Annotated in this window: 20 protein-coding genes and 1 other annotated feature; of the genes, 4 read left to right on the top strand and 16 right to left on the bottom strand. The window is 38.6% G+C overall.

The window, feature by feature from the left end; all coding sequences use genetic code 11:
• Positions 1 to 367: 367 nt before the first annotated feature.
• From MKY09_RS04145 to queG, 4 genes are all read right to left on the bottom strand, one after another.
• Entirely contained in the window at positions 368 to 1,198 is an 831-nt protein-coding gene (locus MKY09_RS04145) for an aldo/keto reductase (protein WP_342567664.1), read from the bottom strand.
• Positions 1,199 to 1,281: 83 nt separating this feature from the next.
• Positions 1,282 to 1,464 carry a hypothetical protein gene (locus MKY09_RS04140; protein ID WP_144541921.1) on the bottom strand — a complete coding sequence of 61 codons (183 nt, stop codon included), beginning with the start codon at positions 1,462 to 1,464 and terminating at the stop codon, positions 1,282 to 1,284.
• A gap of 310 nt (positions 1,465 to 1,774) precedes the next feature.
• Positions 1,775 to 2,248, bottom strand: coding sequence for a tRNA (uridine(34)/cytosine(34)/5-carboxymethylaminomethyluridine(34)-2'-O)-methyltransferase TrmL (gene trmL / locus MKY09_RS04135; protein ID WP_169360651.1), 474 nt, complete (start codon positions 2,246 to 2,248; stop codon positions 1,775 to 1,777).
• 12 nt (positions 2,249 to 2,260) lie between these two features.
• Complete coding sequence (gene queG, locus MKY09_RS04130) at positions 2,261 to 3,400, bottom strand: tRNA epoxyqueuosine(34) reductase QueG (RefSeq protein ID WP_169360652.1); 1,140 nt, start codon at positions 3,398 to 3,400, stop codon at positions 2,261 to 2,263.
• Positions 3,401 to 3,457: 57 nt separating this feature from the next.
• On the opposite strand from queG, the gene MKY09_RS04125 reads away from it, so the two are divergent.
• Together MKY09_RS04125 and MKY09_RS04120 are read left to right on the top strand one after the other, a co-directional pair.
• Entirely contained in the window at positions 3,458 to 4,147 is a 690-nt protein-coding gene (locus MKY09_RS04125; RefSeq protein ID WP_169360653.1) for a phenylalanine--tRNA ligase beta subunit-related protein, read from the top strand.
• Positions 4,148 to 4,150: 3 nt separating this feature from the next.
• Entirely contained in the window at positions 4,151 to 4,669 is a 519-nt protein-coding gene (locus MKY09_RS04120) for a hypothetical protein (RefSeq protein ID WP_169360654.1), read from the top strand.
• Between the two features lie 214 nt (positions 4,670 to 4,883).
• Here the strand turns inward: MKY09_RS04120 and MKY09_RS04115 are convergent, their stop codons facing one another.
• The 3 genes from MKY09_RS04115 to proS all read right to left on the bottom strand — a co-directional run bounded on the left by MKY09_RS04115 (position 4,884) and on the right by proS (position 8,267).
• Positions 4,884 to 6,206, bottom strand: coding sequence for a hypothetical protein (locus MKY09_RS04115; protein WP_342567663.1), 1,323 nt, complete (start codon positions 6,204 to 6,206; stop codon positions 4,884 to 4,886).
• Positions 6,187 to 6,702 (bottom strand): RNA polymerase sigma factor, encoded by a 516-nt coding sequence (locus MKY09_RS04110; protein WP_340882373.1) that lies wholly within the window; start codon positions 6,700 to 6,702, stop codon positions 6,187 to 6,189. Before MKY09_RS04110 ends, MKY09_RS04115 begins: the two co-directional genes overlap by 20 nt.
• Before the next feature lie 125 nt (positions 6,703 to 6,827).
• Positions 6,828 to 8,267 (bottom strand): proline--tRNA ligase, encoded by a 1,440-nt coding sequence (gene proS / locus MKY09_RS04105; protein ID WP_342567662.1) that lies wholly within the window; start codon positions 8,265 to 8,267, stop codon positions 6,828 to 6,830.
• Between the two features lie 44 nt (positions 8,268 to 8,311).
• Positions 8,312 to 8,530, bottom strand: a binding site (T-box leader).
• A 133-nt stretch (positions 8,531 to 8,663) separates the two neighbouring features.
• Here proS and MKY09_RS04100 point away from each other — a divergent pair.
• Complete coding sequence (locus MKY09_RS04100) at positions 8,664 to 9,740, top strand: aminotransferase class I/II-fold pyridoxal phosphate-dependent enzyme (protein WP_342567661.1); 1,077 nt, start codon at positions 8,664 to 8,666, stop codon at positions 9,738 to 9,740.
• Positions 9,741 to 9,774: 34 nt separating this feature from the next.
• On the opposite strand, the gene MKY09_RS04095 is transcribed toward MKY09_RS04100, so the two are convergent.
• The 6 genes from MKY09_RS04095 to MKY09_RS04070 all read right to left on the bottom strand — a co-directional run bounded on the left by MKY09_RS04095 (position 9,775) and on the right by MKY09_RS04070 (position 17,254).
• A complete protein-coding gene (locus MKY09_RS04095) occupies positions 9,775 to 9,909 on the bottom strand; it encodes a hypothetical protein (RefSeq protein ID WP_277347124.1) in 135 nt (44 codons plus the stop codon).
• A gap of 150 nt (positions 9,910 to 10,059) precedes the next feature.
• Positions 10,060 to 11,622: an alkaline phosphatase family protein gene (locus tag MKY09_RS04090; protein WP_342567660.1), complete on the bottom strand. Its 1,563-nt coding sequence runs from the start codon at positions 11,620 to 11,622 to the stop codon at positions 10,060 to 10,062.
• A 412-nt stretch (positions 11,623 to 12,034) separates the two neighbouring features.
• Complete coding sequence (locus MKY09_RS04085) at positions 12,035 to 13,492, bottom strand: IS1182 family transposase (protein ID WP_251557258.1); 1,458 nt, start codon at positions 13,490 to 13,492, stop codon at positions 12,035 to 12,037.
• A 477-nt stretch (positions 13,493 to 13,969) separates the two neighbouring features.
• Positions 13,970 to 15,406 (bottom strand): aldehyde dehydrogenase family protein, encoded by a 1,437-nt coding sequence (locus tag MKY09_RS04080; protein WP_342560366.1) that lies wholly within the window; start codon positions 15,404 to 15,406, stop codon positions 13,970 to 13,972.
• Between the two features lie 18 nt (positions 15,407 to 15,424).
• On the bottom strand, positions 15,425 to 16,171 hold the full coding sequence (locus tag MKY09_RS04075) for an SDR family oxidoreductase (protein ID WP_169361517.1): 747 nt from the start codon (positions 16,169 to 16,171) through the stop codon (positions 15,425 to 15,427).
• 12 nt (positions 16,172 to 16,183) lie between these two features.
• A complete protein-coding gene (locus tag MKY09_RS04070; RefSeq protein WP_342567659.1) occupies positions 16,184 to 17,254 on the bottom strand; it encodes a tartrate dehydrogenase in 1,071 nt (356 codons plus the stop codon).
• Between the two features lie 337 nt (positions 17,255 to 17,591).
• Here MKY09_RS04070 and MKY09_RS04065 point away from each other — a divergent pair, with 337 nt between their 5' ends.
• On the top strand, positions 17,592 to 18,578 hold the full coding sequence (locus tag MKY09_RS04065) for a bile acid:sodium symporter family protein (protein WP_169361436.1): 987 nt from the start codon (positions 17,592 to 17,594) through the stop codon (positions 18,576 to 18,578).
• 397 nt (positions 18,579 to 18,975) lie between these two features.
• On the opposite strand, the gene MKY09_RS04060 is transcribed toward MKY09_RS04065, so the two are convergent.
• The 3 genes from MKY09_RS04060 to MKY09_RS04050 are packed head-to-tail and all read right to left on the bottom strand — an operon-like array spanning position 18,976 to position 23,281.
• On the bottom strand, positions 18,976 to 20,412 hold the full coding sequence (locus MKY09_RS04060; RefSeq protein WP_342567658.1) for a M20 family metallopeptidase: 1,437 nt from the start codon (positions 20,410 to 20,412) through the stop codon (positions 18,976 to 18,978).
• Positions 20,413 to 20,418: 6 nt separating this feature from the next.
• Positions 20,419 to 21,720, bottom strand: a complete 1,302-nt coding sequence (locus MKY09_RS04055; RefSeq protein WP_342567657.1) for an amidohydrolase — start codon at positions 21,718 to 21,720, stop codon at positions 20,419 to 20,421.
• Between the two features lie 22 nt (positions 21,721 to 21,742).
• Positions 21,743 to 23,281, bottom strand: a complete 1,539-nt coding sequence (locus MKY09_RS04050) for an AbgT family transporter (protein WP_342567656.1) — start codon at positions 23,279 to 23,281, stop codon at positions 21,743 to 21,745.
• Positions 23,282 to 23,302 lie beyond the last annotated feature (21 nt).

The raw sequence follows: 23,302 nt of genomic DNA, 5'->3' as shown, positions 1-23,302 counted from the left end.
GATGTATACATTTTAGGTGTTGCCATGATTGGCCTCATCGTATCCTTGTGGTCAGTATTTGTTTGTTTAATGTGGTGGGGCTAAAGGAAGGCTGTTTGCTTCGAAGAAAGTAAATATATTCGTTATACCTTTTGAGTTATCCTATATGAAACTTTCCTTTAATTTATAAACTTTAACAAGCAGTTTCCATGAATTTTTTGAATAAAATAATGTCTAATGGGTAATATTAGAATAAACCCCCTTTATTGACGCTGTATCCCTTTTACTTCCTATTCTTTCACTGGGAAAAATTCATACATGTTATAACAGCGAATAAAAAATGGTCGTTACTGAAATCCCCTCAGTAACGACCATTTTTTTCTATTTATTAAAAGCTAAAATTATCTGGATCTGCTCCAGTTCGCTCATTTAAATTGAGTGCATCAATATTTTTCACATCTTCGAATGATAATTCAAAGTCAAACGCATCGAAATTTCCATGGATTCTTTCCGGAGTAATAGACTTTGGAATAACAATTAAGTCATGCTGTAAATGCCAGCGGATAATCACCTGCGCGGTAGATTTCCCATACTTAGCACTGATGCGAGCCAACGTAGGCTCCTCTAATAATCTACCTCTAGCTAGCGGTGACCAAGACGTAACTGCAATGTCCTCGGACGCACAGTACTCTCGAAGATCATACTGTGTCAGTCTAGGATGGCACTCTATCTGATTGACCATAGGCTTTATATTAGCTTTAGCAGCAATTGCCTCTAAATGGTGCTGATTATGATTAGATACGCCTGTTGCTCGAATAAGCTTCTCCTCGTAAAGACGTTCAATTGCACGATATGTATCTATATAACTCTCAGCAACTGGCCAATGAGTTAAGTATAGATCTACATAATCCATACCTAATAGCTCTAAAGACTTTTCAAAGGCTCTTAACGTCTGATCATAGCCTTGATCAGTATTCCAAACCTTAGTAGTTACAAAAATCTCTTTGCGTGAGATTCCAGAAGCACGAACAGCTTCCCCCACTTCTTTTTCATTTGCATATAAGGAAGCCGTATCAATATGACGATAACCTGATTCTAAAGCATGCGTAATTGCCTTACGAGCAACCTCCGGCTCTGTCATCTTATATACCCCTAATCCAATACGTGGCATCTCAACTCCATTAGCCAATCTCTTTGTTGAATTCTCAAGTAATTCCATTAAACTCATCCTTCCCTTTTATAGAAATGCGCAGGCGCCTATCACTGCCCCGACAGGCAAACTCAAAAAAAACGACTGAAGAATCAGTCGTCTTTCCGCTTCTTCATAATTGTAGCACTATCTGATTGAGCAGGGTCTGATACACGGTTATCTTCTTCTAGCTCTTGGTTATCTCTCATGCGTTCCATTTGCTTGCCTAATGTTTTTACCTCGTCCATATTTGTTGCCATTGAGCCGTTCTCTGGACCATTTTTCAAATTATCCATTTAAAAAATCACTCCTTTTTATCTATCCTAGTAGAATCACACGTTACATGCAACTTTGACACTTTCTATTTCAGACATAATTTCGTTTTATTGTATCGTTTCATTTTTTTACAAATTAGGTTATACTAAGATTTAGAATATATAGAGGAGGCGCTTAAGTATGAAACTAATCCTTATTCTTGGCGTTTGTGTTGCGTTTCTTACTGCAATTTTCACTGCAGGATACGACGACAAACCAGGTGCATCTGAGAAATAATAATTATTCAACATAAAAACGGACGAGTCTGAATAAGACTTCGTCCGTTTTTTTTTAATGTAAGTTTGGATAATCCTGTTGACGCAAAGCCTCATAAATAAGAATTGCTGCAGTGTTCGAGAGATTCAATGAACGAATATTGTCATTCATCGGTATTCTAAGTGCGCGGTCTGGATGTGCGTCGATAAATTCACGAGGAAGTCCCTTCGTCTCACGTCCAAATATAAAGAAATGATTCTTCTCTGAATCACTAAAATCAAATGTAGTATGTGGCTTCGCACCAAATTTAGTGATCAGGTAATATTCAGCTCCAGGGTGAGCTGCGAAAAATTCATCTAACCCATCATAATAGGTGATGTCCACATGCTCCCAATAATCTAATCCTGCACGCTTTAGCATTTTATCGTCTGTAGAAAAGCCTAATGGTCGGATAAGATGAAGCTTAGCGCCTGTACCTGCACACGTTCTAGCAATATTTCCTGTGTTTGCAGGAATTTCTGGTTGATATAACACGACATTAATACTCAATGATTCCACTTCCTAATTTTCAATTGTATAAAACGCAAGACCCTTGCGAATCTCTTCTAAAACCTGTTCTTCTTGCTCTGTTTTTTCTGCTTCCTTTAATGCAAGCAAGCCTTCCTCTGTATTAATTTTGCCTAATGCCCATGCTGCTGTTCCTCTTATTACAGGTCTTGCATCGTGTAGCATTAGTTCGATCAGCGTGGGAACTGCTGCCTCTTCTTTAAAATGTGCCAATGCAATGATTGCATTCCGTTGAATTGGATTTTTTCCTCTCCATGAACCAGACATATGACCATACGTTTCTTTAAAGGTCCGATTAGTCATGCCTAGTAACGGTAACAATAACGGCTTCACTAGCTCCGGGTCAGGCTTGAATGATTCCTGATGAAGATTAGCCTTGCCTTTATTTTTTGGACAGACGGTTTGGCATGTATCACAGCCATATATCCGATTCCCTATCTTCGCTCGGAACTCATCAGGCACCATCGTTTTAGTTTGGGTGATAAAGGCGATACATCGTTGTGCATTCAGCTGACCACCTTCTATTAAAGCACCAGTAGGGCAGACGTCTAAGCAAAGCCTACAATCCCCACACTGATCCTCCATTTGTTCACTTGGGGCAAAAGGAATAGAGGTAATCATTTCTCCCAAGTAAACATAAGATCCAAATTCCGGGGTGATGATTGAACAATTTTTTGCACTCCAGCCAATCCCAGAACGTTCGGCAACTGCACGGTCTGAAAGCTCACCAGTATCGACCATTGAACGCAGCCTAGCGTCTGGTATGTGCGTTAAAATATATAATTCTAGCTGAGCGAGCTTTTCTCTTAAAACTGTATGGTAATCCATTCCCCAGGATGCTCTAGCAAATATTCCTCGTCTAGCTCCCTTTACACTTTGGGGTGCATCCTTCATCTTAGAGGGATAAGCAATAGCTATCGAGATAATGCTCTGTGCCTCCTCCAGTAAAAGCTGAGGATTTGTTCTTTTATCAAGATCCGGCTCTTCAAATCCGGAAGCATACCCTAACTCCTGCTGACGAATTAATCGATTCTTCAATTCATGAAATGGAGAAACAGTGGTAAAACCAATTTTATCAATTCCAATGGATGCAGCGTATTCTATGAGGTTCTGTTGATGCTGGTTTATATTCACTAGAGTTCTCCTTTCTGTATGGTACAATGAAGAAAATATATACAAGGATGGTTTAAAATGTTTGTAAAATTAGATACTTCTCTATTACAAATAGAGCCTACTTTTAAAATTGGCCTTATTTATTATAACAAAATTATTGTATCATCTTCCCCTCAAATGCTTAAGGGACGCCTCCAATTATTTCAAGAACAGCTTTTTTTCGAATTAGAGGAAAAAGCAGTTAATGATTTTGATGGGATAAAGGAATGGCGAGGTCTTTGGAAAAAGCTTGGAGCAGACCCTAACCGTTATCGCCCTTCTATGGAAGCAATGTACAGAAGGATTGCAAAACAAAATTATATCACACCTATGCATTCTGCTGTAGATTTAAATAACTTCTTCTCTATGCGCTATGAGATTCCTCTTGGAATATATAATTTGGATGAGATTAAAGAGGATATCTTTATCACCGTAGGCAATGCAGAAACAAATTATCTTGGATTGAATGGTAGAGAAAATAATTTACACGGGATTTTAACACTTCAAGATGAAGTAGGTGCATTCGGAAGTCCATTCGTCGATTCTAAACGGACGGCAGTTACTGAAAGTACAACGAATGCTATACAAGCAGTATATCTACGTCCTTCTATGAGTCAGGAAGAAGCGGCAAAATTATTAGAATCTATGGGTCAAATGTTCACTCAAGTGCACGGTGGAGAAGCCACAAGTGTTGTATTAGACAATAACCAAGTAGAATGGAGGATATAAATTATGGCACCAATACTTCTTGCAGAGGCAGTAAAACTAAAGAGTATTTTATTGAAGAGAGTTCAGGAACTGGAAATAGAAATGATGCGTGTTGGTTTTACAGTAATTGAGAAGGGGACTACTCCTGCTCCTTCTATTAGAACTGTGAGCGCAATCGATTTAGAAATGAATGATATCCGCTCGGATATCCGAAAGCTTGATCGACTTATATACGAGGCTAACTTAAATAATACAGTTACATATAAGGAAGTTGACCTCACCATCGTGGAGGCAATTGAAATGGCTACTCAGCTACGTGCCCAGGCAAGAGTATATAAACAGTTAGGAAGCCATGAAAAGCAAAGAATCCAATTCAGCGGCTACGGCGAAGGAACCACTTATGTAGAGGTTGCCTTATATGAGCCAGAAGAATATCGAAAAAAAGCGTTAGATTTTGAAAAGGATGCAAATAAATTATCTGGGCTGATTAATGCGAAAAACTACGCTGTTACTATTGCCTTTGATGATGAAAAATATGCTTAATTTATATCCTTGGTAAGGTGAGACTCCTTGCCAAGGCATAGCAGGAGGTCATTACAATTTAACTGATGGCAAACCAATGACCATTTACTATTTACTTTGTGACTAATAACTAATGACTAACCATTGCAACGGCAATTGACAAACTTTAGTATTACCGGATCTCCTGCTATGAAAAACGCTCCTCTCCATTTTTGGAGGGAGCGTTTTTGCTTAGTTAATTTTCAAAGACCTGTGTTTGTTCTCCGTCTATTTCAAGGTACCAGGAACCTTCTTTAGGAAATTTGATTTCTCCCTCGTAATGGAATAATCTTTGTCCGTTAGCTGCGTCAATCACAGGGTTTTGGTCATTTTGAAAGCTACTCTTCTGTACAATTTCATCTCCATTTGAATTTACTAAAAGAACCTCTATACTTTCCTTTTCCCCAATAGAGCTTTCTATAATTACATTAGTAGTTTCGCCAATTTGAATCTCCTTAGGTGAATCTAGCAACACGTAATGTTCGGACTTTGGAAAAGGTGGAAGAACCTCTATCCTAAATTCCTCAAACAATTCTTCCTCCACGTAAAAGGAAACTTGCCACTCTCCCTCTGTAGTAAAGGCTGGGAAGCTTGTTAAAATATGAGCATCCTCACTATATAAACCGGCGGCTAATACCCCCTCTGACAATAAAAGCTTCTCTCCATAACTGTTTATCGCCTCTACCTTATATTCCTTCCCAACTAAAGATTCAGGATCACTCCAATAGTAGAGCATAAGTTTTGCTCCTCGACGAGTATCCTCTGCAACGAAATTGTCAGGCCCTAGTATTCCAATTTTCCCTTCTATCCCTATTACATTTTGTGGCGAATCTTGTAAAGGAAATGAAGTAGCGAAAGGTGCGTCTAATGTAACGGCTTTTGGTGACTCATTATTTAAATCATATGTTTTTCCCTTATAAGCCACCGAAAAATTGATATCTTTGCTTGCCTCTAATAATTTTTGTAGTTCCGCTTCGGAATAATTTGCATATAAAGATTCAAATGTAATTGTGTAATCATATCTATCCTTATTCGGATTTGAATTATAGCTTGCCCTATTTCCAATACCGTAACTATCCTTTAAGAAAAGATATTTATTTTCCGCTCGAAACTCCATAGAATGCCAAACATCTATTGGTATAAGCTCTTTAGACGTTAAAGATAACTCCGTCCTAACTGCATGGAGCTTATCCCCTGATGCATTCATTGTAATCTCCGTGTTTTTAATGTCTTCTATTTGCAGATCAAGACTTTTTATATATTCCTGCTCCGTCAACGAGCCCATGCCTACTTCTGTTTCTTTCGTTAAATCTGGGTTGTACATGGGGCTTGCTAAATAAGCAACCATTAAAAGGCAGGCCGTTGCTATAACTACAGATAGAGGTTTTAGAAACCTTAATCGGTTTGATTTTGAAGCATTTCGAATGCTGTAAATCACTTTTCTCTTTTCTTCTTTAGCAAGAGAATGCTTCGGAAGATTTCGCAACTGTTCCTCCAGATCATCGTGTTCTCGCTTCATACTCAAATCCCTCCTTTTCCAAAATGCTCTTCAGTTTCTTTAGCGAACGGTGATAAAGAACATTCACATGGTTTTCATTGGATTCTAGGATTTCTGCTACTTGTTTAGAGGTCAATTCAAGTATCGACTTTAAAATAATTACCTCTTTGTTTTTCGCTGGCAATTTATTTATAGCTAGGTATAATTCTTGATTCATCTCACCAAGTAAAACAGTATGATCTAATCCCTCTATCTGTTTTTCATCTCGCAAAACGTATTTTATTCGATTCCAAATATTATTCTTTCTAGCCCGGTCAACCACTATATTCTTTGCGATGGTTATTAACCATGTTTTTGGATGTGCCCCTTCGTTAAAGTAGGCAACCTTCTTCAATCCACGAAGAAAAGTTTCCTGCACCAGGTCCTGAACATCCATAGAGCCCGTATAGTAAATGAGGAAGCTGGTCACATCCCGCTCATATAACTCAAACCACTCCTCGATTAGCTGCCTTTCCAAGTGATCCCCCCTATCTCCCTACTACTTCATTAGACGTTTTACTTTCCTTAATCTTACAAGACTTTGGAAAATAAAAAAATCAGCCATTGTAGAAACAATGACTGATTTATGTGTTCCATATTTAATTAGTATGATCTTGCAAACCACACCGTGTATTTCGATTCTTTTCCACAATTAATACAAGTTGATTTTTCAGCTGGTGGATTGAATGGAATATTACGTGTTGTGAATTTTGTTTCTTCTTTTACGTGCTCCTCACAAGCATCGTCTCCACACCATCCAGCAAGGATCCATCCAGGGATTTCTCCTTTTTCCGTAGAGTCATCTAAATGCTGTTTTAGCTGATCCATGGAATCGACATGAGTATGAGAGTTTGCATCACGGAATGCGCGCGCTTTTTCTAATAAACGAGTTTGCATTGTGTTTATCTCTTCTTCCACACGCTCCACAATAACATTTATATCAACTGATTCTTTCTCATCTAAATCGCGAGCCTTCATAAGCACTTGATTGTTTTCTAAATCACGTGGTCCTAATTCAACGCGAACTGGCACACCTTTAAGCTCCCACTCATTAAATTTATAGCCAGGTGATTGATCAGAATCGTCTAAACGAACTCGGATACCTTTTGCTTTTAATGCAGCAAAGATTTCATCTAGTTTTTCCATTATTGCTGGGTTCTTTTTCCATGGCCCGACTGGTATTAAAACAACTTGTGTCGGTGCAATACGTGGTGGCAGCACAAGACCTTGCTCATCACCATGAACCATGATCACAGATCCGATTAATCGAGTAGAAGTTCCCCAAGAAGTCGTATGCACATGCTGGTGCTTGTTTTCTTTATTCAAATATTTGATATCGAATGCTTCAGCGAATTTAGTTCCAAGGTAATGAGAAGTTCCAGCTTGAACCGCTTTTCCATCCTTCATCATAGCTTCGATGGAATAAGTATCTACTGCCCCTGCAAAGCGTTCAGATGGAGTTTTTTGACCGTCATATACAGGAATAGCTAAAAGTCCCTCTACTACCTCTTTATAAATATTTAGCATTTGCATTGTTTCTTGACGAGCTTCTTCTTCATCCACATGAGCTGTATGGCCCTCTTGCCATAAAAACTCAGAGGTACGAATGAAAGGAAGTGTTTTCTTTTCCCAACGGAATACGTTAGCCCATTGGTTGATCAGTACAGGTAGGTCACGATAGCTTTTAATCCAATCAGAATACAGATGACCAATCATTGTTTCAGAGGTTGGACGAAGCGCTAAACGCTCCTCTAGTTTTTCACCTGCAGCCTCTGTAACCCATGGAAGCTCTGGTGAGAAGCCTTCAATATGATCCTTTTCCTTTTGGAAAAATGATTCAGGAATTAGCATTGGAAAATAAGCGTTACGGTGTCCTGTCTCTTTAAAGCGTTGGTTCATCTCTGCTTGGATATGCTCCCAGATTTCGTAGCCGTCCGGTTTAAATGCAATACATCCACGTACTGGTGTATAATCCATTAAATCAGCTTTTTGGATTGTGTCGATATACCATTTAGTAAAATCGTTTTGTTGTTGGTTAGTCATTACTTTTCCTCCTTAAAATATAAAAAAGCACAAAGCTGTCCTTCGAAAAGGACGTCCTTGTGCTTGAATAGACGTGGTACCACCTTAGTTTAGCTTAAAATAAGTTTTAAGCCCTCTAAACGTTTGATAACGATAACGAATCGGTTATGTTTGCATAACATCTCCGTGGTAGGTTTCAACAAGAAGGGGTGATATAGCTCTCAGCAAACGCTATATTTTCTGTTTCACAATTCTTATTTACTTGATCACATCGTAGATTGTATATTACTAATAATATACCAAAAGGAACGTATTAATACAACGTACTTCTTTTATACCAATTAATTTAAACAATCAGAATAAAAATACATTATACTTATATTATGGTAAAGACAAAACAAGATAGGGGAAGATTACATGAATGATTTAAAAAGTTCCTTTAACGAATGTACATATTATTTATCCGGTCATAGAAATCGAGATATCTCCGTCTTAAAGGATGCATTGAAGGATGTTTCTGAGGACCAATTTAGCGATATCTATGGAAACGGGCCTATTATAGAAGATTTTCAGAAGAAGATGGCTAAACTTTTAGGTAAGGGAACTTCTGCATTTTTCCCCAGTGGAACAATGGCTCAGCAAATTGCATTACGTATTTGGTGCGATGAGAAGCAGCTTAACCAGGTTGCCTATCACCCTTTATGTCATTTAGAAATACACGAGATGGATGGTTTAAAAGAATTACACCAGATTAAAACGATCCTGCTTGCAGACAAGGATCGAGTAATTGAGCTAGAAGACGTAAAAAACCTTAAAGAGGACATAGCATGTCTTCTATTGGAGCTACCCCAAAGAGAAATTGGTGGCCAGCTTCCTAGCTTTGAAACGTTAGAACAGATTTCAGCCTATTGCCGTGAAAAAGGTATAAAGCTTCATTTAGACGGAGCACGACTTTTAGAAGTATTACCATACTATAATAAAACAGCCACTGAGGTTTGCGACCTATTTGATAGTGTTTATGTATCTTTTTATAAAGGAATTGGCGGTATTGCGGGAGCTATTCTAGCCGGTGACGAGGATTTCATAGAGAAATCTAAAGTTTGGAGAAAGCGTTATGGTGGAACACTTATAAGCTTGTACCCTTATATTCTATCAGCAGATTATTATTTTGATAAGCGAGCACACAAAATGGAGCAATACTACCAAAATTCTGTAGAGCTAGCACAGCTATTTAATGATTGTAAGGATATTTACACTGTACCAGAAATACCCGTTTCCAATATGTTTCATGTCCATTTTAATCGTTCCCAAGAGGAAATGACAGCTATTCTTAGCAAAGCCCAGCTTGATAACCGCATAGGGATATCTAGCTATTTAAGTGAGCTGGATGGGGATAAATGTCAAATTGAAATAAGTATTGGAGATTCTTATCTAGAAATTCCAAAAGAACAACTAGAACAATTATTTTTGAATTTAAATGAAAAAATGAAATAAAATAAAAGACTCTTAACGTCTCGTTAAGAGTCTTTTATTGCTGTTGCTGATACTGTTCACTTTTAAGTTCTTCATATATATGGTTTGCCTTGCTTTGCGCTTCTGTTTTAGAAGTTGCGTGTACCTCAATAATTTTCCCTTCGATAATAAAGTTATATGTTTTAATCATTTTAATTCCTCGCCTTTCTTTTTTTGATTCTAATAATGTTATTCCCTATTGTAGAAAAATAAAACTTCTTAATAATGGAAATTACAAATGTTTATTGGAACAGTAAAAAGTTCATAATTACTGGGCTTACATAAAAAAGGTGGCTCTCCTTTATGAGCCACCCAACAACCCTATTACCCACTCCTTCACATCCACAAGTCGGTTGGATGGTGGTCTTTTTGTCTCACCCGAAACGATTAGGGGAACAACGGAATCTACCCGATGGAGGGAGCCATGTGCACCGCCACCAGCATGATCATGACTATGTTTTTCAATAAATTCGTAAGAAGGCTTTGCATCTACTATGATAACTTTTCCGGTTTGGGAGTGGAGTGCGCCGTAGAGCCGAGCTAGCGCATCAGGATATGTGTGATAGCGTAAAGTTCCTTGCTCATCTTTTATATCTAGAGTAGCCAAATCTCCCTCTAATTGCCATGACTGCTTGTATTCATCTATATAAGATCCATTTGGTGAGAAGGTGAGTTCTTTGTCGTTTGAGCTTATAACATGATTCGTTTGTTCATCGCTCCATGCAATAAAACCAATTCGTTCATCCTTTTTTAAGCTTTCTACTACATCAGAAAAAGAGATTTTTTTATCATTTAAATAGATGTAGGCCATTCGTTCATTCACTGCGATGGCTAGCTGTGCATTTTCTTTTCCTCTTTCTAAGAAGGTGTAACCCTTTAACAATTTATTTAAATCAATCAAAGCCGTTTCCTTTTCTTCCTTAACTGCAGATTGACCACTATCACCCAGGACTACCCATGTTACCTCCTCTACTGCATCTTCCCAAGAGCCAAAACTATTCAACAGCTCTTGCAGTGCTTGGTCAGCCTTCTCAATCCCAGATCTATCACCAGGACCATTTTTGTGTATCGAAGCATCCGCATCAGGAAGGTAGGCTAGTGTAAAGGATGGAAGTTTCCTTTGTTCAATTAGATACGTCAGTTCATGAGAAGTAAACTCATTATTTACCCCCATCCTCTTCCAGATATATTTATATTGATCGTTCGCTGGATTATATTGAGATAAGCCACCGAGTGACAGAAGCATTGGACCATTCACCTTTATATCTTTTGGTAATATATCTGCTAAAGAAAGAAGCTTAGGTACATGTAAATCCTGTTTAAAGCTTCCCCGGTATAATAGACCATTAATAGAAGCTGTGTGTATTTGAGCACTTGCCAATTGTTCATGAATTGTTAGAACTTCTTTACTTAAATGGGTTTCATTCAGATGGATAACACTATCAGCCACTACATTTTTAACCCCATTGTCCCATATCTCCGCGATTCCACTTCCATAACTAACCATGCGCGCCTCATCTTTTTTAAACCAAATCAACCCGGGGATTTTATGCTGATTTGCATATGTTCCGGTCAACAAGGTGCTATCAATAGTAACGGACATTGTTGGATAAGAACTAATAAATTCTGGATAAAAATCACCATTCTTTATTAAAAAGGAGAATGCAGGTGCCTCTCCCTCTTTTATCGCCTTTTGCAATGGTTCTGCCATTAATGAATCGACAACAATAAGAACTACCGGCTTTTTAGTAGCTTCGATCTTTACTTCATTAAACTTTTTAGTTGGAGATATTGAAATAGCTAATATAAGTCCTCCACATACAACAAGCAATATAACTAATATGATCAGTACTGTTTTCTTCACTTATAGTCACCTATCTTCCATTCATAGTGTTAGTATGGTGATTTCCAAATGAATACATGCTTATTGAAACCCATTTATTAAATCAAATTCAAAAGTGCCTTAATGGGAAAACTACATCAACTACCTTTTTATACATCCTTGCCATTGCTTTGCTCATCTTCTTTTTCGTTTTTTGCGCCTTCTTCACGGCTATCTTCCTTTTCACTCAAAGCCCTGACAAAAAATGCAGTAGGCAGCAAAAAACCAATGCCAGACTGGATAAGTGCAAAAAATCGAGCTTCCCCCACGGGTACCAAGGAGGGCACTGAAAAACTTACGTTTTTATAATAATTTTGTTTTTGAAAATTAAAAAAGGGTACTTTTTGTTCAAACTGAACAGAAAATACCCTTTTTCATTGCCTTATTCTTGCTCTCATTCGTTAAGTAACTTTAGGATTCGCTTCAAGTTGACCGCAAATATGGTTGTGGCTCCTTGTATTTCCATGCCAAAAAGACCCGTGCTAATCGCTGTATCGTAGCCGTGTCCACTCTTTAATTCACTATTCTTTGCCTCGATTTTATATCGCTCTTTGGCAAGCTGTTTAAATTCTTCGGTATTCTGAAATGCCTCTTGTTCAAGGTGCTCTGTCGATTTGATTGTGACACAATATGTTTTAGATTTCGATCCTTCTTTGTAACACCCAACTCTGAAAGGGCATATTTTACATTTTTCAACATCAAAATTATATTTGATTTGAGGGTTACGGTTGTCATCTGTATTTCTTTTTTTTATAGTTTTTCCTTTTGCTAAATGACCCGCTGGACAAACATATAAATTAGCGTCTTTATTAAATTCAAATAAATCTTCTTTTCTACGGTGGCCATTTGTAATCAGCGGATGTAATTTTGAAATGAGTTGGACCTTATTTGTCTTGGTATATATTAAATTGTCTTTACTAGAATATGCTGTATCTCCAAGCACCTTCTCTATTTTCATACCTGTACGTTGGCTTTTTTCAATTAAATCTATTAAATGTTGTCCATCACCTTGTTCACCAGTTGTTACAATCGCTGCTGTAATAATTCGTTCATCGCTCATCGCTATATGAGTTTTATAACCAAAGAAAGATGTATCTGCTGATTTATGTCCGACACGTGCATCGGTATCGCTTGAATAATTCAGATGAAATAGTGTGTCTTCTACGATTTCTTTTAATGTATTTAAACGTTCTTTCACGGCAGGCACTTGCGCTATTTGTGGCTCTTTCTCTATCACTTCAATGACTTTTTTACAGTAAGTCACTTCATCTGACACTTCGTTAGAAGTCGGTTTTTCTGGAAACTTCTCTTTCATAGATTCATCTATTTTATAGACCGCTTTTCGGGCATTCTTTGATTTTTCTTGTAAGAATTCTTTGGGCGATTTTTGATTGTAACGTGCTTTCGTATGCGTTGCGTCCACAATGATTGTTTTACTTTTGATGATTTCTTTTTCAAGTGCGATTTCAACGGTTTTCCCAATTAACATATCTAACAAATCTACATCTTGTAAACGAAGTCGACGAAATTTTGTAAGTGAACTTGGTTCAATGACCTCATCCTCTGGAGCCATTCCTAAGAAGTATTTAAATGACATATCATATTTTGAACGTTCCACTAAATCCACATCGGACACATCATGAATTGCTTTTAATAATAAATACTTAAACATACGAATGGGTGAAATCGCTTTACGACCATGATCCAAACAATATTTTGATTGAAGTTCTTCTAAAATAAACGAAAAATCAACAAGTTCATTGATTTGACGAAGCATATTGTCTTTTGGAATTATTAAATCATATAACGCCATGTATGGACTTAAGTTCAGCGTTTCTTGGTTTGAAATCATTGTGAGCACCCCTGCATTTACTTTTCTTTAGTATAGCAAGAAAATAATTTTTCGGTCTGAGTACATTTTAAAAAATTCTATAACAGGTAGAAAAGTGGATTGGATTGGAGTGCAGAGCGGTGACTCCTAGGGGATTAGCGGCCACGGCGAGCACCCGGACTGAGCGCAGCGAGGGAGAAGGCTTGCCGGGCCGCCCCCTGGAAAGCATCCGCTCGGAACGGAAAGACATGGATTCAGAAAATAGTAGAAGATGAACAGAACCTGCATTCATACTCTACATCTAAACGTTTTAAAGGCACTTTTTCAGTGCCCTCGCTTCGTTCCTGCGGGGCTTTCAGCTCGAGCTGTTCCCCCAGGAGTCGCCACCTCCCTTCAAACAACAAGAATTGAAAGGTTTCTTACAAGAAATTGTGCGGATCTTAAAAATGAAGTAAAAACATGAAATCGAGTTTCCGTTTCATTTTTTTTAATTCACTACTAAATTTTAACCTGAATAGCTAGGTTTTTAATTTGGATATAGTTTTGAACGGCTAAATGACTTTTTTCTCGTCCAATCCCACTCTTCTTATATCCACCGAAAGGCATTTGCACGCCTCCAGCTGCTCCATACGTGTTGATAAAAACTTGACCCGCTTCGATACGAGCAGCTACATAATGAGCCACGTCAATATCCTTTGACCACACTCCAGCAACAAGACCATATTCAGTTTCGTTTGCTAGCTCAATTGCTTCTTCAACTGAATGAAAGCGGACAACGCTCAATACTGGCCCAAATATTTCCTCCTGAACATAGCTCTCTTCATGACTAGTTGCTTCGATAATTGTAGGGGAAATATAATATCCATTCTCATAGTCTCTTACCTCTACACCCTTCCCTCCAACTAGCACATTGCCTTGCTTACTTGCTTCACTTAAAATATTTAAAATACGTTCGTGTTGCTTTTGGTTAATGATTGGCCCGACATCTGCATTAATGGATGCTGGTCCTATGGATAGCTCTCCAAACCTGACAACAAGCTGCTCTAGTAGCTCATCAGCGATCGTGTCCTGCACTAGCAGGCGTGAGCCTGCAGAGCACGTTTGACCCGCATTTTGCGTAATGGAATTGACAATGGCAGGAATTGCACGATCCAAATCGGCATCCTGGAACACAATGTTGGGTGATTTACCACCTAACTCCAGCGTTACAGGTACAATGTTCGCTGCTGCAGATTGCATGACCGATATTCCCGTCTGTACAGATCCGGTAAAAGTGATTTGGTTGATTCCTTTATGTGAGCTTAATGCTGCCCCAACCTCAGCCCCATATCCAGTTAAATGCTGAAAAACTCCCTTTGGAAGCTTTTCATGAAACCATTTTGCTAGAAAATTTGTGGACAAAGGAGTATCCTCTGAGCTTTTTACAATTACTACATTTCCGGTTGCAAGTGCTGCTCCTACACTTCGCGCAGTAATTTGAATCGGGTAATTCCAAGGGACAATATGTACTGTTACGCCGATAGGCTCCACTACTGTTACATTCAATAAATTCTCTTCAATTGGAATTGTATCACCGAACACTTTATCAGCAATACCTCCGTAAAACTCGAAGTATCGGGCTGCTGCTTCTACATCGGCTCGGGCTTGATTCATCGGTTTTCCAACGTCCAGAGATTCAAGCGCTGCAAGTTCCTCTGCATGTAATCTTATGTAGCCAGCTAGCTCCACTAATAATTGTCCTCTTTGAAAAGGCTTGAAGGCCTTCCATTCTTTGCTCTTCAATGCCAGTCTTGCTGCTGCCACAGCCTCGTCCACATGCGTTTCATTACCACGAACGATTTGAGCTATTACGTCACTTGTAGCAGGATCCCGTACATCAATCCACTGGTTGCCACTGACCCACTCTCCATTAATTAGCATATTAATTTTTTCCATAAAAAGCTTCCACCTCCTTTAAATATTCCTACCACCGTCCACATGAATCACTGAACCTGTAATGATTTGAGCCGCATCGGACAATAGATGCACAACTGTTGCAGAAATGTCAGACGGTTTAATCAATCTACCTAAAGGAACACTTTCTGCAAAGATATCTTTATTCAGCACTACTTCCCCTTTTTGAGAAGAAAACTGTCCTAGCATTTGAGTATCAGCAGGACCAGGATGTATTACATTTACTCGTACGTTATAAGAAGCAGCTTCTAACGCAAGCGCCTTAGAGAATGCCTCGACAGCTCCTTTTGATGCTACATAGCTTTGAAGACCTGGTCGTGGTCGCGTGACAGAAACTGACCCAATGTTGATAATCGATCCATTTTTAGCCTCCCTCATGTAGCGTATTGCTTCCTTACATGTTAAGAAAGTCGCTGTTGCATTGATATTGATAAGCCTATGCCATTCGGTTAGTTCTACATCTACTATTGACTTAGCAGCCTGTGCAATTCCAGCGATGTTCACTAAGCCATCTATTCTATGAAACTCATCATTTATCTCTTTAAACATGGACTGTATACTATTTTCATTTAACAGATCAACCTGTTTCACTCGTAAATTTGTATGTTCCACCCCACCTACAGCATCGGTGTTAATATCTAAAGCAACCACAATTGCACCTTTCTCTAATAAATCTTGAACTACTTGAAGGCCCATTCCTCCACCAGCGCCTGTTACTACGATTACTTTGTTTTCAACTACACCCATTTCTCATCTCTCCTATGCGTAAGATTTAATGTGTTTCATAATTTCCTCAGTAAACTCCGTAGTATTAGCATTCCCGCCTAAGTCAGGGGTTCTAACTTTACCTTCCACTAATGTTTCCTCAATTCCGTCCACGATTACGTTAGCTAGATCTGAGTAGCCTAAATGCTCCAGCATTAAAGAAGTGCTCCATATTTGAGCAATCGGATTGGCTATCCCCTTACCTGCGATGTCTGGAGCAGAGCCATGAATGGCCTCGAACATAGACGGATACTGTTTTTCTGGATTGATATTCCCTGATGGAGTGATACCTAGACCACCTGAAATTGCCGCTCCTAGATCCGTTAATATATCTCCAAATAAATTACTACCTACAACTACATCAAAAATTTCCGGCTTAGATACGAAGAAAGCAACAAGTGCATCGATATGATAGAATTTTGCTTCTATCTCTGGGTAGCCTGCTCCAATTTCCTTTGCTATTTCGTCCCAAAAAGGCATCGAAAAGTTAATAGCATTAGATTTAGTTGCAACCGATAAATGTTTTGAACCTCTTTTTTGCGCAAGCTCATATGCGTATTTGATCACTCGCTCACTACCCATGCGTGTAAACACACTATTTTGAACAACAACTTCATAAGGAGTTCCCGCATGCAAGCGACCTCCACTGTTTGAATACTCACCCTCTGTATTTTCTCGGACAACAACAAAATCTATGTCCTCCACACCCTTGCCGACTAAGGGGCTTTGAATTCCTTTCAATAGCTTGATTGGTCTTAGATTAATATATTGTTGAAACGCTCGCCTAATCGGTAAGATTAACTCCCATACCGAGATATGGTCAGGCACTTTAGGATCACCTACTGCCCCAAACAAAATTGCCTCATAGTCTTTTAATATAGACAGCCCATCTTCCGGCATCATTTTACCGTGCTTTAAATAGTAGTCACAATTCCATTCATAAGGATTAACCTCAAAAGTGACACCACCATGTATATCTTCTACAAGCTGAAGCACTCTTTGGGCCTGAGTCATCACCTCTGGTCCTATACCGTCTCCTGGAATACAAGCAATTTTATGTATCATAATTAAATTCCCCACCTCTATTTCTACTAAATTAATAAGATTATATTATCATTTAAATAATAGTCTGGTAAAGTTTTTAACAAATAATTTAAAATTATCAAATAATTTTAAATCTGATTTATTAACGACTTCATTGAGATCAGTGGGATAGATCAGGATATTACAACATCTTAGAAAAGCCTTAAGTATAAATAAAATATGTTCTTCATAGAAACTGATGGGATAAAATTAATAATTAAAATAATCAAAAAATTATAAAAATTAGTTGTTTATATATTAAAATATAATATAATCAATATTATATTATGACACCAACAGGTGAATAAGGAGGAAAGAAATGAAAACGCTTCAATCAATTAGTAACTTTGCAGGTAAGTATTTTGCCTTTATCGTAATCTTGTTTTCCGTACTAGCATTTATGGCACCAAGTATGTTCACCATGTTTTCTGCATACATAACGATTTTACTCGGTATTGTCATGTTTGGAATGGGGCTAACGCTTAAAGCCTCTGATTTTAAACTCGTTTTTACAAATCCTATCCCTGTATTAATAGGGCTGGTTGCTCAATTTTCCATTATGCCAGCAATTGCTTTCGTAATAGCATATCTATTAAATCTTCCGCCACAACTTGCAGCAGGATTGGTATTACTCGGAAGTGTTCCTGGAGGCACCTCATCTAACGTCATGGTCTTCCTAGCAAAAGGAAATGTCCCCTTATCTATTACCATGACAAGTGTTTCTACATTACTTGCACCCGTGATGACTCCCTTGCTACTGCTCATATTTGCCGGGCAATGGCTTCCAGTTGATCCGATGTCCATGTTTATGTCTATTATCCAAGTTATTATCATACCTATTATTTTAGGGTTAGTCGTAAGCAAGTTTCTACCGATTGTTACAGAAAAAAGCATTCCGATTCTACCACTCGTTTCAATAGTAGCTATCACTATTATTATTTCTGCGATCATTGCTGGTAATAAAGAGAATATTGCAACAGCTGGAGTTTTAGTATTTGTTGCTGTGTTACTGCATAATGCATTTGGTTTACTTCTCGGTTACTTTGCAGCAAAACTATTTAAATTATCTAAGCAGGACCAGCGTGCAATATCTATCGAAGTAGGTATGCAAAACGCTGGATTAGGAGTGTCATTGGCTAATAGTTACTTCTCTCCATTAGCTGCGTTGCCAAGTGCATTTTCTTCTGCTTGGCAGGTTATTACCGGTACATTCCTTGCAACCTATTGGGCAAAGCGCGAAATTAAAAATAAAAATACATCTGCTTCAGACAAACCATTGGAAGTAAAACGTGTAGAAGAATTCTAGTTTAGCGTAGTGGATAGTAGAGCTTGCCGACAGCTATAAACTATTTCATAATTCAAGGGAATGTTAGATAGAAAGATTTAATAAAATAGATAGTTGATTATTAATTAGCAAACAAATACTTAAGTAGAATCGAGTGAAAAAAATATGAGACCGATCTTACTTTTCTTATTGCTAATGATCTGTTTTGGACAAATTGCCTCCGGTTTATATATGCGACACAAGAATAGAAGAACACATGGCATAATTTTTATTAGTGCGGGTATAGTAGGCATTGCAATTGGTTTAACGTATCACTTTTTCTTCACCTAACCGTTATCAAAATACGGCAATTTGAAAAAACAGACCAAGAAGAATTATTCTTTTTGGTCTGTTTTTTAGTTTCGATTAATTTTTCATATTACATAGCGCTTGGGCGTAAATCTGCTGGTAGTGGATTTTGGTATCCATCTCCCACTTGCTTTAATAATTCTTTTTTTGCATCGTCAATCAGCTGTGGATTATCAAACAAATCTACTGCAGTTGCAGCTAATACTTTACTCGCATAGATCAATCCTTTATGTGCTAATGATGTTTTCCCCTGAGATACGAGCTGCCATGTGTGTAACGGTGTTCCCGCTACAAAACAAGTCGTGAAAAACTGAGCAGTTGGCACAATCCAGCTGACATCCCCTACATCGGTCGAGCCCTGCATGACCTCACGATTTTTCACATAAGGAATAATTTCCGTAAAGAATGGAGAATCTGCCGAATAAAACTCTTCCGAAACTGTATATGCAGAAAGCTTTTCTGCATCAATTACCGCAGCCTCGACTTCTTCAGAAGTAATAGTTTTAGCCATCGCCTTAGCGTATTCCATTTCCTCATCGTTATAGGTAGGTAATCCAAATTGCTGAAGCTTTTCATCCATCAAAACATTCAATGTATGGTTAGGAATATAATTAGAGCAGGCTTTATTAAATTTCACCGTGAGCTTTGTACCCGTCATTAACGCGGCACCTTCCGCAATATTAACAACTCGCTGATAGATTGCTTCTACATCTTTTAACTGGGGAGCTCGGATTAAATATAACACTTCTGCATCTGACTGAACGACATTAGGGGACGCCCCTCCAGAATTGGTAATTGCATAATGTACCTTTGCCTCGGAAATAATATGCTCTCTTAAATAGTTAACCCCTACATTCATTAGCTCAACAGCATCTAACGCACTTCTCCCTAAGTGTGGAGAGTTAGCCGCATGAGCCGCCTTTCCTTCAAACGAGAAATAAACCTGATAATTCGCAAGCGAAGAAAAAGAAAAGATTCCCGTATACGAATTTGGATGCCAGGTAAGGGCAGCGTCAATCCCGTCAAAGACGCCGTCTCTGACCATATACGTTTTACCCGACCCGCCTTCTTCTCCAGGGCAACCAAAATATTTGATGGTACCAGTAACTTTGCCTTGTTCGATCAAATCCTTCACCGCAAGAGCAGCAGCTATCCCTGCCGTACCTAAAAGATTATGTCCACAGCCATGTCCATTACCATTTTCAATAATCGGCTCTCTGACTGGACTTCCAGCTCTTTGGCTTAAACCGGACAACGCATCGAATTCACCTAAAATACCAATATTCGGCCCACCTTGCCCAAAGGTAGCGGTAAAGGCAGTCTCAATATCGCCGACGCCTCTCTCCACTATGAAGCCCTTTTCCTCTAAAAAGTTACTCAATATCTTAAAAGATTCGAACTCCTGAAATCTTGTTTCTGGAATATCCCATATACGATCACTTAGTTGGATAATTTCCTCTTCGTATGATTCTATTAGACTAGTTATTTGATCTTCTATTTTAATCATTAGCACTCACCTTTCATGTTGATAAATTTGTTCGATCGTAGCTAACCAAGTTTGCAATGCAATAGGTAGCACCGCTTCATCGATATCAAATCTTTCATGATGATGACCAGCTGCTAGTGTTGTTCCGAAAATGGAATAGGTAGATAAACCACCATTCTGTTGGACTCGTTCCATCATGAATGTCGCATCCTCTGATCCAGCAGCAAAATTAGCTGTAGGTATAACTTCATTTACACCAGCAACTTCCTTCGCTGCCTTAATCACAAGTTCCGCCAATTCATTGGAGGAAGAGCATGTTCTTGCCTCACCTACAATTTCATAGGAAAGGTTTGCCCCGTGCATTTTAGCTGCCCCTTCCAATACGGAAATAGCCTGCTCATGCACATAGGTATGCACCACACTGTTTTCTCCACGTGTCTCAAGCTTTAACGATGCATGAGAGGGAATAATATTCCGCCCATCCCCGGCTATGCACGTACCAACATTAATACGGGAAGCCCCACCGCTATGCCGCGAAATGGAGTGAAGTCCGAGAATGGCAGAGGCTGCTGCTAATAATGCATTCGTACCCTTTTCAGGCTCAGCACCTGCGTGAGCAGCCTTTCCGGTGAAGGTTGCATCTATTTTAGATGTAGCTAAAAACCCATTGGAACCTCCAATTACCGTGCCTAAAGGTGATCCTGTACCGACATGCATGCTGAGAAAGTAATCGACGTCATCTACTACACCAGCATCGACCATGGACTTTGCTCCTCGCACTCCTTCCTCTGCTGGCTGGAATATAATCTTGATAATCCCTTCTATATTCTCTTTATTTTGCGAGAGAATAGTAGCCAGCCCTAAACCTATCGAGCTATGAGCATCGTGACCACAAGCATGCATCCTGCCTTCATATTCAGATGCAAACTCTTCCTCTATCGGTAGATGAGTAGTCTCTTTTGATTCTAAAATATCTAAAGCATCCATATCGAAACGAAAACCAATTGTCGGCCCTGGCTTGGAGCCTTGTATAGTTCCTACAACCCCAGTATATCCACCGACCATTTTTTCTAAGTATTCGATATGTCCCCCGTTTTTCACGGCACTTTCATAAACCTTCGTTAGGATTTCCTCTGATGGTATGCCCATACGATTCTCTGATACTACTTCTCTACCTACCTGCACTTGAAAACCAAGATTTTTCAGCTCATTTGCTATAATGGAAGCGGTTCGAAACTCTGTCCACCCTACCTCTGGATATTGATGGAAGCTTCTTCTCCATACCTTCATTTGTTCTAATGAATTCGAAGGAATTGTAAATAAACTCAAGTACGTTCACTCCTTAATTCATTTAATTTAAATACAAGGATACTCCTGGCCCGATTGGAATTCCGAAAAATGCAAAAACTAACATTAGAGCAACCCAAACGATTAGGAAAACAATAGTATACGGAAGCATTAGTGACATAAGCGTACCAATACCTGCTTTTTTATCGTAAAGGTGCATGAATGATAAGATAATCGCAAAATAAGGATTCAACGGTGTCACCATATTCGTAGAGGACTCTCCAATACGATAAGCTAGTTGGATAAATGCGGGATGATACCCTAGCAGCATAAAAATCGGGATAAATACGGGACCAACTAATGCCCATAGAGCCGAGCCACTAATGATAAACAAACTTAAAAATGCTACTAAAATTACAAATAACACGATAACAAAAATATTTGTCATATTGAACTTTGTTAATAGATCTGCGCAATTTACAGCTAACCAAATAGCTATATTCGACCAGTTAAAATAGGCAACAAACTGAGCAATCATAAAGATTAAAACGATATAGCCAGACAAGCTTCCTATCGCCTCTGTCATTATTTTTGGAACATCAGCTGTAGACTGAATTTTTTTTGTCGTAACTCCGTAGACAATACCTACCGTTACAAAGAACAAGAACAAAACAGGAACAATCCCTGATAAAAATGGTGAACGTAAAATAGTGCCATCTTCATTTAAAAGTGGAGAGTTAGGAATCAGCATACCAATAACTACAATTGCAATAAATATAATGGCTGCTATTAACGTATTTCGTAATCCTTTCTTTTCCAAAGGGCTAATATCTTTTGAGAACGCTTGTTGCTTCCCTGTATATGTACCAAGTCTAGGCTCAACATACTTTTCAGTAATAATGGTCCCTACGGCTGCAAGTAAGAACGTAGAGACACTCATAAAGAACCAGTTATCTAGCGGTGTTACGATTACATCTGGGTTAATACCCTTAGCAATTTCCGTAGAAATACCAGAAAGTAATGCATCCGTTCCTGCGATTAGTATATTTGCTGTAAAACCAATTCCTGTACTAGCTACACCAACTGCTAAACCTGCTAGTGGATGTCTGCCTAGAGATAGAAAAACTAGAGCCGCTAAAGGTGGAATTACTACAAATGCAGCGTCTGAAGCGATATTTCCTAAAATACCAATAAAGAACACGGTAAACGTAATAATTTTAGTAGGTGTTTTTACAATGGCACGCTTCATAAGCATTTCCAATAAACCTACTTTTTCCGCTAATCCGATTCCTAACATAATTGTTAGTACGAGACCAAGCGGTGCAAAACTAGTGAAATTGGTCAGAGTATTAGCTAGTATAAACTGGAGACCTTCGCCCGAGAGAATACTCTTAACTGCAACTGTTTCCTCGGTATTCGGGTGGATAACCTCTGCACCAACTAAATTTAAAATTGCTGAAACAATCATTAATGCCAAAGTTAGATAGAAAAAGAGAATAAATGGATCTGGCAGCTTATTTCCTATCCGTTCAACTAAAGAAAGAAACTTGGAAAATTTACCGTTATCTTTCATTTCAACACTGTTAGTTGTAATAATAATCACCCCTTTTTTTATTAAAAGACA

It is taken from the genome of Psychrobacillus sp. FSL K6-4046, from assembly GCF_038624605.1.
Lineage (GTDB): Bacteria > Bacillota > Bacilli > Bacillales_A > Planococcaceae > Psychrobacillus.
The sequence above is the reverse complement of the archived record's forward strand: the minus strand, read 5'-3'. Positions and strand labels throughout refer to the sequence as shown.